This is a genomic window from Methylobacter sp. Wu8, assembly GCF_036440755.1.
Classification (GTDB): domain Bacteria; phylum Pseudomonadota; class Gammaproteobacteria; order Methylococcales; family Methylomonadaceae; genus Methylobacter_A; species Methylobacter_A tundripaludum_A.
On record NZ_JAZGVT010000060.1, the window covers coordinates 1 to 12,063 of the forward strand.

The 12,063-nt window shown below is 50.4% G+C and carries 10 protein-coding genes; 4 read left to right on the forward strand and 6 right to left on the reverse strand.

Going from position 1 to position 12,063, the window contains the following annotated elements; genetic code table 11:
• Positions 1 to 199: 199 nt before the first annotated feature.
• Positions 200 to 1,261: a hypothetical protein gene (locus V3O24_RS08980; protein ID WP_331307008.1), complete on the reverse strand. Its 1,062-nt coding sequence runs from the start codon at positions 1,259 to 1,261 to the stop codon at positions 200 to 202.
• 479 nt (positions 1,262 to 1,740) lie between these two features.
• Here V3O24_RS08980 and V3O24_RS08985 point away from each other — a divergent pair, with 479 nt between their 5' ends.
• A complete protein-coding gene (locus V3O24_RS08985; protein ID WP_331307009.1) occupies positions 1,741 to 3,981 on the forward strand; it encodes a fused MFS/spermidine synthase in 2,241 nt (746 codons plus the stop codon).
• A gap of 133 nt (positions 3,982 to 4,114) precedes the next feature.
• Positions 4,115 to 6,271 carry a zeta toxin family protein gene (locus V3O24_RS08990; RefSeq protein WP_104424976.1) on the forward strand — a complete coding sequence of 719 codons (2,157 nt, stop codon included), beginning with the start codon at positions 4,115 to 4,117 and terminating at the stop codon, positions 6,269 to 6,271.
• A gap of 69 nt (positions 6,272 to 6,340) precedes the next feature.
• Here the strand turns inward: V3O24_RS08990 and V3O24_RS08995 are convergent, their stop codons facing one another.
• The 5 genes from V3O24_RS08995 to V3O24_RS09015 form a co-directional block, all read right to left on the reverse strand.
• Entirely contained in the window at positions 6,341 to 6,595 is a 255-nt protein-coding gene (locus tag V3O24_RS08995; protein ID WP_104424975.1) for a hypothetical protein, read from the reverse strand.
• Complete coding sequence (locus V3O24_RS09000) at positions 6,592 to 6,792, reverse strand: hypothetical protein (RefSeq protein WP_104424974.1); 201 nt, start codon at positions 6,790 to 6,792, stop codon at positions 6,592 to 6,594. Before V3O24_RS09000 ends, V3O24_RS08995 begins: the two co-directional genes overlap by 4 nt.
• Positions 6,793 to 7,066: 274 nt before the next feature.
• The gene (locus V3O24_RS09005) at positions 7,067 to 8,080 is read right to left on the reverse strand and encodes an NAD-dependent epimerase (protein WP_331307010.1); all 1,014 of its coding nucleotides are present in this window, start codon (positions 8,078 to 8,080) and stop codon (positions 7,067 to 7,069) included.
• A gap of 49 nt (positions 8,081 to 8,129) precedes the next feature.
• Positions 8,130 to 8,564, reverse strand: coding sequence for a secondary thiamine-phosphate synthase enzyme YjbQ (locus V3O24_RS09010; RefSeq protein ID WP_331307011.1), 435 nt, complete (start codon positions 8,562 to 8,564; stop codon positions 8,130 to 8,132).
• Positions 8,565 to 8,627: 63 nt separating this feature from the next.
• A complete protein-coding gene (locus V3O24_RS09015; protein ID WP_104424971.1) occupies positions 8,628 to 9,233 on the reverse strand; it encodes an MBL fold metallo-hydrolase in 606 nt (201 codons plus the stop codon).
• 230 nt (positions 9,234 to 9,463) lie between these two features.
• Here V3O24_RS09015 and V3O24_RS09020 point away from each other — a divergent pair, with 230 nt between their 5' ends.
• The gene (locus V3O24_RS09020; RefSeq protein WP_331307012.1) at positions 9,464 to 10,369 is read left to right on the forward strand and encodes an NAD(+) kinase; all 906 of its coding nucleotides are present in this window, start codon (positions 9,464 to 9,466) and stop codon (positions 10,367 to 10,369) included.
• Positions 10,353 to 12,059, forward strand: coding sequence for a DNA repair protein RecN (gene recN, locus V3O24_RS09025; RefSeq protein WP_331307013.1), 1,707 nt, complete (start codon positions 10,353 to 10,355; stop codon positions 12,057 to 12,059). Before V3O24_RS09020 ends, recN begins: the two co-directional genes overlap by 17 nt.
• The last annotated feature ends 4 nt before the right edge of the window (positions 12,060 to 12,063 follow it).

Genomic DNA, 12,063 nt, shown 5'->3' on the forward strand with positions numbered 1-12,063 from the left:
AAAGGCTAAAGGCTAAAGGCTAAAGGCTAAAGGCTAAAGGCTAAAGGCTAAAGGCTAAAGGCTAAAGGCTAAAGGCTAAAGGCTAAAGGCTAAAAATTGAAATACCCCTTAAACTTAAATGCAAGTTTTTTTCGCCCTTCGCCCTTCGCCTTTTGCCTTTTGCCTTTTGCCTTTTATCTTTTATCTTCCGTCTTTCTTCCTATTTCGAAAACGCAATAAACCGCCGATACGGCGAACCCTGCTTCCAGGTAAATGCCTCGGTGTAATAATGCATCAACGCCAGATAACCCAGAAAACCCAGGGTAACAGCCTTGTTAATCTCAACCCCGAACAAGAACTCGGTTAACGCATTGAACGCACCGTCCCCGTATGACTGCAACACAAACGCCAGCACAAACGAACACAGGGGCAACACGATAAAAACCGGCACATGACAACGCGCCGCATAGCGGTACATAAAATTCTGCGGATGGCTGTGGTGCTTGTTGTAATCATGCACCACATAGAAAATATAGGCCGTCGCGTCATGCACCAGTCTCGGCACTAAAATCGCCAGGAAATAATACTGCTGAACAAACAGATAAAAACTGCTTAATACCAATAAAACATTGGACCACAAAAAATACCGGCCCAATTGCGTGGTCACATAGCGCCGGCATAGCAGCGCGCCGCACACCAACCCGGCACATAAGCCGCCCGCAACAAGCTTTATCAACTCCAGCTGCTGCGCATCCAGGCTGTTTTTCAGGAATATGCCGATGTAAACAAAAATGCCCGCCGCAACGCTCAGCCACAATATCAGATAAAAAGCCCAATCGGGCAAACGATAGACTCCGCGCCCAACGCCTAGCTGCTGTTTAAGCACATGGTATACGGTCCAGGCCGCCACCGTCACATAAAGCGCTTTATAGGAAATAAACAGACTGCCGACGCCAAAAATCATCATAATGGCAAGCGTCATCAAAATGATTTTCAACTTATAAAATTTCAGGTATTCGGTATTGCTGGCCAGTAATATGGAGCTTGCTACGATATGCGGCGTGCCGAAAATGATTTGAAACAATAGAAACTGCTTGGGACTGCTCGGCAAATGTTCCTGTAAAAATCCCTGCCAAAACCAACTGTCAAGCAACTGCAACGATAAACACAAGGGAATGATTGCATACAAGCCCAACAACAACCGGAACGAAACGGCCAGTCGGCTATCGTCGGGTATATCTTGAGCGGCAATGGCTTGATCTGAAAAAGGTCTAGCAGACATGAAACTGTCCTCCTATTTATTATTGTTATATTCCCAGCCAGAATGATGAGCGTTATTTAAGTAAGCAATTGATTTATATTATTTGAAGTGAGTGACGATACGTTTCGGGCGCACGTTGTTTGGTAATGCAGTGACATGGTACACAATGGGAATGATTGAAACAACCGCGCACAGATGGGACACACCCTCTTAAGGATCGTGCATAAATTAATTTAGGCAATTACCATAGAGCATGAAGGACATGAAGACTTAAACCTTTCATGCCGCTTCATGTCCTTCATGGTTAAAAAATGAAAAATAAAACTTGTTCAAGTTATTTCATGCACGTTCCTAAGCGGAATAATTCAGCCAAGAGCAAGCGGTGCGTAGATGAACGATTCACGCCGCCTTTTTTAATTTTGAACTGCCCTCTACAGCGGCAAATGCTTTATCATTAAGCCATTAAAAATTAAAAGCCCAAAGGGCTACCTATAAAAATAATGAGCCACCATTCACAAGCCACAACCGACCGCAATTTATCCCTGATCTTCCTGTTTGCCGCGACCTTGTTTACCAGTGCGTCGCTAATGTTTGTGCTGCAACCGCTGTTCGGCAAGATTTTATTACCCTTACTGGGCGGCTCCCCTGCGGTATGGAACACCTGCATGGTGTTTTACCAGAGTGTTTTGTTTCTGGGTTATCTTTACGCCCATTATCTTTCTACGCGCTATAGCCGGCACCGCCAAATCCTGATTCATACTGCGGTCATACTGATCAGCTTTCTGGCGCTGCCGTTGGCTCTGCCTGAAAACACCGTCCCGCCGACAGAGAGCAACCCAACCTTCTGGCTGCTCTGGACTTTGTTTCTTGCGATCGGCCTGCCTTTTTTCGTCGTATCCACGACCGCGCCGCTGATTCAAAAATGGTTCGCCCATGTCGGCCACCACACCAGCCATGATCCTTATTATCTGTATGCAGCCAGCAATACCGGCAGCCTGATTGCGTTGCTGAGTTATCCGTTCCTGCTTGAACCCAATATCGGACTGGCTAATCAGAAGAGTTACTGGGGCGTCGGCTATCTACTGCTTTGCCTGTTGATTGCGGGCTGCGCTTTTGCGCTATGGAAAAACCGGCAAGCGAACGAGCGACAAGAAGACATAGATGCCGTTGCCGATAAAAACGATCTCAGCCTGACCACCAAACTGCACTGGCTGGCTCTGGCCTTCGTGCCGTCCAGCCTGCTGCTGGGCCTGACCAACTTCATCAGCACCGACATTGCGTCGGTGCCTTTGCTGTGGATCATCCCGTTAACGCTGTACTTACTGTCTTTCGTAATCGTCTTTTCCAAATGGAACGACAAAATTCATCCGCTGATGGTGAAGCTGCAACCGCTTTTCCTGCTGCCGTTTATCGCCTACGCGTTCATTAATCCGGCCGATTTGCCTTACTGGGCCTACCTGATTTTGCACCTGACCGCCTTTTTCTTTGCGGTGATGGTCTGCCACGGCGAACTGGCAAAACTAAGGCCGCATACCCGGCATTTAACGACTTTCTACCTGATCATGTCGTTTGCGGGCATGTTGGGTGGCATGTTCAACACTTTTGTCGCGCCGTTCGTATTCAATGCGGTTTACGAATACCCGATCATGATTGTTGCGGCCCTGCTGCTGCGCCCCGGCCTGAAGCCGTCATTGAACGCCGGATTAGCGTTGCAGGTAATAGCCCCCGCCCTGCTGGTTATTGCCGCTTTGGTTCTTCATGCGGCCGTCGGCGATTTACTCCAGTATTTCGACGCCATCGTCATCGGCCTGATAGGCTTGACCTTGTTGACCTATCTGCTCAGGACGCGCCCGGTCGGTTTCGCGTTAACGACCGGCGCGATCATCTTCCTTGCGCTCGGCGTGCATGGCCTGTCCTCGCATACGCTGTATCAGGAGCGCACCTTTTTTGGCGTACTGGCCGTGCGTGACGCCGTGTTGACCGATGAACAAGGCAAGCCCGAACATTATCATGAACTGTTCCACGGCACGACCAAACACGGTGCGCAGCGCCTGGCTGCCAACCTAAGCCAAATACCGCTGACCTATTACAGCCGCCCTGGGCCGATGGGGCAGCTGTTTAAGGAATACGATAATAGCGATCAAAGCTGGAATATCGGCGTAGTCGGACTGGGCGCGGGAGCCTTGGCCTGCTATGCCAAAGACCAGCAAAACTGGACGCTGTACGAAATCGACCCGCTGGTGGTGGACATTGCCGGCAACCCGGCCTATTTCAGCTACCTGAGCCAATGCGCCCGCAATGCTACGATGCGCGTCGGCGACGCCCGCTTGTCGCTGGAAAAAGAGCCCGACCAGCATTTTGATTTATTAATCATGGATGCGTTCAGTTCCGATTCGGTGCCGACTCACCTGCTGACCAAGGAAGCGCTGGAGCTTTATTTCAAGAAACTCAAACCGGGCGGCATATTGGCATTCCATATGACCAACCGCCATTTGTCGCTGAAAAAAGTATTGTCGATTAACGCGGAAGCCCTGCACTTGGCTGCGCTGATTCAGGAATTCAAGCCGCAACAGGACATCCCGCTGGTCGTTGCGACCGACTGGGTGGTCATGGCAAAACAGGCCGAAACATTGGAACCGCTACGCCTGAGCCGTCTCGGCAACTGGCAAAAAATGCCCTTATACTTCGACATGAAGCCCTGGACGGACGACTTCACCAATATTGTCAGCATTTGGAAATAGGAAAAAACGCTAGTACTCAATCAATCCTATTTTGACGGGCAAAAGTAAATCCGTTCGTCCTGAGCCTGTCGAAGGATGAGCGGATTTACGCTGAGCTAAACGACATATCAATACCGGCACTAGAGACAAAACAATGCCTCAATTATCAAGCTATGCCCAATTAAAAAAATTACGCACGGTGTTGGCAATCGCTCAAGGGACGAAGCTGTTGTCCACACTGCACAAGGAAGCCGAAGAAACGGTTTCTCATGACCAAGCCAAGCGCGTGACCTATATGACGGAGCTGTTTTCCCGCATTCACCGCGAGATATTCAGCGACTGGAAAGAACAGGCGACCGTCAATCATCGTCCCGGAGCCATGACCGACGCCGCCAAGCGCAAAGCCTTTCGGGAAGCCATCGAATGCCTGGTGTTAAATGATGAGAATAATATCGACAGCGCCGTTTTCGATAAGAACGGTTTTGTGATGCATACCGAAAACATCGGCGAACGCTTGGCGCGGTTTTATCGACAAATGCGCAATGTTCGCCCGTTTTCCTACGGCAACCGCTTGACCCTGGATTTTTTTATGACCGCCTTAGGCAATTTGCCCGCTTTTAAGAGCGTCTATGAACCGGGCATTGATTTCAGGCGCCTGGAATCGACTGATGCGATCTCGCTCCATGATACTCAAAGCTCCCATGAAGCGGTGACCTTGGCTTTTCAGCACGCGCTCGATCCAACGCGCACCCAAAGCCTAAACAACATCGCGAACGGTTACGGCCAATGGCCCGAAAATAAAACTTTCATCTTCGGCATTCCGTTTTTATCGCAAAAAACCGCCGACGGCATTGAATGCCTGGTTTCCGTTAACGGCGGCCTGGTGCCGTTCGCCGGCATTCAAAAAGAACTGTTCCTTGCCGGCAAGCATTTAGCCGATTATCCCCGCAGTGCGGCGGATAATGTGATCGGTTACTTGCCGAACACCGAAGCCTTGCGCGCTCCGGGCAAGCACGACATTGACGGTATCAGCATCGATGCCGACGGCGCAGCGCCGTTATTTTGCCTGGATATTAATTTATTGACCGGCTTGCGCTCGCCCGCGCATACCGAGTTGATGGAATTGTTGCGCCGGTGCGCAGGCAACAAGGCCGGCATTTTCGATTTGGTAAGCCAAAACGGTTTAAAAGACGCCCTAATGCTGGCCTCCGATGGCGATGAGCGCCTGGCGCGGGCGGTGGAGATTGCCTATGACCGCTTAAGCGTCATCATTGAAAAACTGGAACTGGCGAAACAGGCGATTTTTGCAGGCAAAACACCCGATCCCCAGCCCAAGTTATTTATGTCGATGGGCGGCGCAGGCTCCGGTAAAACGGCGGTCGAAGAAATTGCCGCCGCCCAATGCGGCGATAATTTCGTGATTACGTCATTGGATGAATTCCGCAAAATAAGCGACTTATATCAGGTGCTGACTGCCGCCAGCCACCATAGCGATGATTATGTCTACGTCGAACCGTTTGCGACCCGTCTGCGTAGCTTAGTCGCGGAACATGCCATCGCACACGGCTTCAACATTCTTTATGACGGCACGGGTATTCCGTACAAACCGCGCTACACCGCCATCGTCGAACAATTCAAAGCGGCGGGGTTTCAAACGCAAATTACCGCAGTGGATGCGTTCCTGGTAAAACCCGAAGGGCGTGAAGACGAATTACCGCGTTCCGCGGTGGTATGCAGCGTAAAACAACGCTTTGAACAAACCGGACGCGCGTTGCCGTGGGTGGTCACAATCGATAAACACATTCGCGCCCCCGATTCTTTTCTGACCGCGCTGCAACACTCGGCGTTGGAAAAAATATCGTTATTCGCCAATGACGGCGACCGCGACAAACATTATTTAGTCGCCGAGAGTTTCGACTTAAACGATGAGGACATTCGCGCCCTGCACCGCAATCAGTTATCGAGCAGCTTGAGCAGCCACTTTAAAACCATTATCGAACGACATCCGCAGTCAGTTTTAAAGAAATTGGCCAATGATGATGCGGACAGCATCGAACAATGGCTAAAACGCAACCCCGTGTTTAAAGAAAGCAATGTCGGTTATCAAATTTATCGCACCCAAAATCACTATCGGGGCTTGTTGATTTATAACGTGCGCCGCATGGCGGATTTTATCGAAAAACGCCAACTCAATCCTAATGCCTCAGGCGAAGAAGGCTTATTGCATAAATCGGAAAATCTTGCCTTCCACGTTGACCCGCAAGCCAAAGAAGCCTGGATTACCCGATTGCAGGATGCGCCGTTGCCTTAATTATTGAGGGAGCGGGCTGACGACGGGCAAGCTGACAAGCCGTAGGGTACGCGTGCGTACCTTTAGGCATTAGGCGATGATTTTGTCATAGTCGGCATGAGAGCCGATCCAAATCCACTGAATCCCGTCTGGAGCATCAATTCCAATAGCGCGGTAGTGCTGCCCTACACGCACCGACCACAGTTCTTCAATGCGTTTCAACTGTAGAGATGGATGACGAGGGTTTTCTTTAAGCAACTCGTAATTTTTATCAGCAAGCTCTCGAATTTCGCCAGGAAGCTTCCCGTACAGTATCCAGAAGTCCGATGAGGTGTAGTGCTTCAAAGTTCGCGGGCCTTTCCTTGAGCAAATTCTTCTCGCGCTTTCTCAACTAGCCGTTTAAATTTCCCGGCTTGAAAATCCGATTTAATCTGCTTATCCCAGATTTCGTTTTCAAGTTCAAAAAACCAGTCTCGAAACTTTGAGAATTCTTCTTTAGGTAGGTTGCGAACGCGGGTTTCAAGCTCTTCAACTTCACTCATGTTGGTAGCTCCTTATATAAAATCAGGTAGGGTGCGCCACCGCGCACCATTTACGAATGCCGGAATGGCCGGGCAATTCTAACGCATTTTAATAGTCAATCCATGTCGAATATCAAGATTTCCAGCCAAGTAGAGCGTACTCTACGCGTCAGGCTCGAAGCCTCAGGCGGGCTCTGCTTCTCCGTCTTCCGCCCGGTGATCATCAGGGGATTTTATCTGTGGGATCGGATAAAATCGAGATATAAAGCAGGGCAACAGCTTTTCGTTGCCCGACCTACAAATCTACCCAGTAAAAATCCTTATACCACTCAACAAAATTCCTAATACCGTCTTCCAGCTGCGTGACGGGTTTATAGCCCAAATCACGCGCTAAATCCGAAATGTCCGCGTAGGTATCGGGCACATCGCCCGGCTGCATGGGCAATAAATTCTTGGTCGCCGTTTTGCCCAAACATTTTTCCAGCGCTTCGATGAACGCTAACAAATGCACCGGATTATTGTTGCCGATGTTATATAAACGGTAGGGGGCAAAGCTGGTCGCCGGATCCGGGTTGTCACTCGACCAGTCGGGATTAACTTTTGCCGGTTGATCGATAACCCTGACCACCCCATCAACGATGTCATCTATATAGGTGAAATCGCGGCGGTGATTACCGTAATTAAACACGTCTATCGCTTTACCCTCAAGGATGTTACGGGTGAACCTGAACAACGACATGTCCGGCCGTCCCCAGGGGCCGTAAACGGTAAAAAAACGCAGGCCGGTGGTCGGCAGCTGATAAAGATGGCTGTATGTATGCGCCATTAATTCATTGGCTTTTTTGCTGGCCGCATAAAGGGAAACAGGATGATCGACATTGTCATGGACGGAAAACGGCATTTTGGTATTCGCGCCGTAAACCGAACTGGATGACGCATAGACCAAATGCTCGACCTCTGACTGTCTGCACCCTTCCAGTATATTGATGAAGCTGACTATGTTTGAATCGATATAGGTATGCGGATTGGCTATCGAGTGCCGCACACCTGCTTGAGCCGCCAGATGCATGACGCGTTGAATCTTCTCCCGGACAAAAAGATCTTCCATTGCATTTTTATCCGCAATTTCAAGCTTGATGAATTTAAACCGGTCATAGCTGCGCAAGCGTTCCAGCCTTGCCAGTTTCAAATTAACATCGTAATAATCGTTAAGATTATCTATGCCGACAACCTCGTCGCCCCGCTCCAGCAATTTCAGGCTCAGGCTTGAACCTATAAACCCGGCAGCGCCTGTTACTAATATCTTCAAAATGCTCTCTCAATGTCCTGAACTATTGACTACCAACCGCCGGGTCGGCCTACCCAGTGGCTCTAGCCTGTCCTTGTATAGTGGCTACGATACGCCTGCCGCCGCCCCGGTTGCGGTGCTCGCACAGGTAAATGCCTTGCCAGATTCCTAAATTAAGCTTGCCATCGGTAATCGGAATGCTGCAACTGGAACCCAGCAGGGTGTTTTTGATATGGGCCGGCATGTCATCGTCGCCTTCATAGGCATGCTTATAATAAGGCGCGCCTTCCGGCACGAATCTATTAAAGTGGCTTTCCAGATCCTGACGCACCGTCGGGTCCGCATTCTCATTAACCGTCAACGACGCCGAAGTATGCTTGATAAAAAGGTGCAGCAATCCGCACTTGACGGCAGCCAATTCGGGAATAACGCTCAGGATTTCACCGGTGATCAGGTGAAAGCCCCGGCTTTTTTCCGGCAATGAAAACTCTTTTTGTACCCACATTAACAAAACCCGCTGTATGTCTTAAGACGCCGCCAAGCGGCATATTGTAGAAGAAAAAGTCACCTATTGGTTCAACGATCTTGCCAGACGGTGCAAGGCTTCGCCGCCGTGATTGAACAGCGGCCAACCGTCTCCGGTTAAAACGGCTTTAATATCGGGCAAATCGGCGATGCGTTTGACCGATTGAACGGCCTTGGCTTTATCCTTCAGCTTTTCGTCCGGCAACATGCACAATTCGCCACCGATATGGCAGCGGATTAAATCCCCGGTTATCAACGTGCTGTGCTTCAAAAGCAAGGCCAATTCTCCCGGCGTTTTAGAACCGTTAAGCTGGTACGCTACCAGCCCCGGAACGATTTCTTCCTCATCGTGGAGCCAGCGGGCGCATGCCAGCGGAAAAGTTTCTTCCTCGGCTGCCGGCCCGTAAATCGCAGCACCGGTCACCTCGGCTATATGTTCGGCGTCGCGGCAATGGTCGCTGTTGGTGATCACGATAAAACTGACCCCGCCCAGACTTTGCAGGTGACTGTGATCGTGTTCGGACATCGGCAACGGATCGATCAAGACATTACCGTCCTCGCGTACCCAAAGCACGCTATGAAAATCGAGGTTGCGCTCCCGATTGAATTCCGACCAGCCGAACAGGTCTTTTCTGTGCAATAGTTTCATTGTTAATCCCCTTAATTAATAATTTCACACCGGCCTTACAGTCTTCACAGCTTTGCCAACCGATTCCATCAAGCCGTTTACATAGATTGTGTCTATTGTTGAAAAATATCAAGTTAAAAGGCAAGACCGCGCCGCACGGCATCCGAAATATCCGGGGAATCAGTAATACTCGTTGGCTTGCCTGGGATTTTTTGTATAATCAAATTCATTTCATGATTGTTATCCAAACAATGCAGACTCCTTTTAAGACCATCGGCATCATAGGCAAACCCAGCGACCCAAGCATAGCCGCGACGTTGACCTCGCTGCATGTTTTTTTAAAGCAACACAGGTACACGGTCATTATTGCGAAAGACAGCGCGCATTTTATTGGCAATCCGTCCGTTAAATCCTGCTCCATAGACACACTGGGCCGGCATTGCGACCTGGTTATCGCCGTTGGCGGCGACGGCACTTTTCTTGCCGCCGCCCGCGCGATTGTCGAATACGATATTCCGTTGATCGGCATCAACCTGGGGCGTCTTGGCTTTCTGGTGGACATATCGCCCGACGAGCTGTCCGATAAGCTGCTGCACATCCTTCAAGGCCATTACACGGAGGAAAAACGCTATTTATTGCGCACCAAGATCATCCGTGAAGGGCACGTTATCCACGAAGAAACCGCGGTCAATGAAGTGGTTATCCACCGCTGGGTAACGCCCAGCATGATAGAGATCATCACCAAAATCGATAACGTATTTTTAAATTCCCAGCGCTCCGACGGCCTGATTATTTCCACGCCGACCGGATCGACCGCTTATTCCCTGTCCGCCGGCGGGCCGATTTTGCATCCTGCGTTAAACGCGCTGGTACTGGTGCCGCTTAATCCCCATACCTTGTCGAACCGGCCTATCGTAATCAACGATTCGGCTGAAATTGAAATCAGCTTTTGCCAGACCAAACAAATCAACGCCTTGGTGACTTGCGATCATATTGAAATTCCCGAAGTTTTAATCAGCGACAAGATTTTGATAAAGAAAGAACCCAAACCGATTAGAATTTTGCATCCTGAAGGCCATGATTTCTTTCATATCCTCAGGGAAAAATTAAACTGGAGCAGTGGTTACCACACAGACAATCATGCTATTGAACCTTAATATCATCGACCTCGCCGTCGTTAAATCACTGGATCTCGACCTGGAAAAAGGCATGTCGGTGCTGACCGGCGAAACCGGGGCGGGCAAGTCCATTTTATTGACCGCATTGGGGCTCGCCTTGGGCGACCGGGCCGATTCGGGCTATGTGCGCCCGGACAGCAATCGCGCCGAGATCAACCTGGAATTCGATTTGGCCGATGCGCCGTTGGCGCAGCAATGGTTGAAGGACAACGAGCTGGATGCCGATCATCAATGCCTGATCCGCCGCGTTGTGAATAGCGACGGCCGTTCCAAAGCGTATATCAACAACCGCCCGGTCACCTTGCAGGCCTTGCAGGAGCTTAGCGAAAAGCTGGTTGAAATTCACGGCCAACATGCGCACTTGACCCTGCTCAACGCCGACGAGCAACGCCGCCTGCTGGATGCCTACGCAAAAAACCAGCCGCTGCTGGACAGCGTCAATGCCTGTTACCGGGAATGGCACCAGACCAATAAAGAGCTGGCAAACCTGATTAAAGCCGGCGTCGACCAAACCGAACGCGAAGAATTGCTGCGCTACCAGATTGAAGAATTGCAGCAGCTGGATCTGGCGAATTTCAGCTATGCCGAGCTTTCCGAAGAGCACGGCAAGCTGGCCAATCTGGGGCAGATATTAATCACCGGACAGGCTCAGGTCGACCTGCTGTATGAAGACGACCGGCAATCGGTCAATCAAATACTGAACCACAGCCTGGTCGAATTAAACTACATTGCCCAATTTGCGCCCGAATTAAACGAAATCTGCACCATGCTGTCCGAAGCCCAAATTCAGGTCGAAGAGGCGTCGCTGCAATTGCGCCGTTTTCTCGAATCGCAAGAGGCCGACCCGCACCGCCTGCAAGAATTGGAAAACCAGCTCGGCATTATTCACAACCTCAGCCGCAAACATCACGTTACCCCGGACGAGCTGCCGGAACTGGTCAGCAAGCTTGAACAGGAACTCGACGGGCTGACTCACAGCAGCGAGCGCATCGAGACCTTAACCGCAAGCGCCAAGCAATTGCACGACCAATACCACCAACTGGCCGCCGAATTGTCCGGGCAACGCCTTCTTAGCGGCAAAAAACTGCAACAGCAAATTTCAGCGATGATCAAGGAACTGGGCATGCCGCAAGGCGAATTTCTAATCGACATAGGCACGCTGGATAGCGAGTCCCCCAAACTGAACGGCAAAGATAAAATCGAATTCCTGGTCAGCGCCAATCCCGGCCTGCCAGCAAAACCACTGGCTAAAGTGGCTTCCGGCGGCGAACTGTCGCGCATCAGCCTCGCGATTCAAGTCACCACGTCCAGTGATAAAACCACCCCGACCATGATTTTTGATGAGGTAGACTCAGGCATAGGAGGAGGCATTGCCGAAATCGTCGGACAAAAACTGCGTAGCTTAAGCCATAATAGGCAAGTCATGTGCGTCACCCACCTTCCACAAGTCGCTGCACAAGCGCACCACCATCTCTACGTTGAAAAGAACAACCAAACCGATATTACTTCTTCCAATGTCCGGTTACTGGAACCCGAAGAGCGCGTTGAAGAAATCGCCAGAATGCTCGGCGGCGTCAATATCACCGCCAATACCCTGGCGCATGCCAAAGAAATGTTGCTCCACTCAAATTTCGACAAACAACCGGAACATACAATTACAGGAAACTAAAACT

Coding starts and splice junctions, on each gene's coding strand:
- V3O24_RS08985 (WP_331307009.1), top strand. CDS start 1,741: ATGAGCCACCATTCACAAGCCACAACCGACCGCAATTTATCCCTGATC.
- recN (WP_331307013.1), top strand. CDS start 10,353: ATGCTATTGAACCTTAATATCATCGACCTCGCCGTCGTTAAATCACTG.
- V3O24_RS08990 (WP_104424976.1), top strand. CDS start 4,115: ATGCCTCAATTATCAAGCTATGCCCAATTAAAAAAATTACGCACGGTG.
- V3O24_RS09000 (WP_104424974.1), bottom strand. CDS start 6,792: ATGAGTGAAGTTGAAGAGCTTGAAACCCGCGTTCGCAACCTACCTAAA.
- V3O24_RS09010 (WP_331307011.1), bottom strand. CDS start 8,564: ATGTGGGTACAAAAAGAGTTTTCATTGCCGGAAAAAAGCCGGGGCTTT.
- V3O24_RS08980 (WP_331307008.1), bottom strand. CDS start 1,261: ATGTCTGCTAGACCTTTTTCAGATCAAGCCATTGCCGCTCAAGATATA.
- V3O24_RS09015 (WP_104424971.1), bottom strand. CDS start 9,233: ATGAAACTATTGCACAGAAAAGACCTGTTCGGCTGGTCGGAATTCAAT.
- V3O24_RS09020 (WP_331307012.1), top strand. CDS start 9,464: ATGCAGACTCCTTTTAAGACCATCGGCATCATAGGCAAACCCAGCGAC.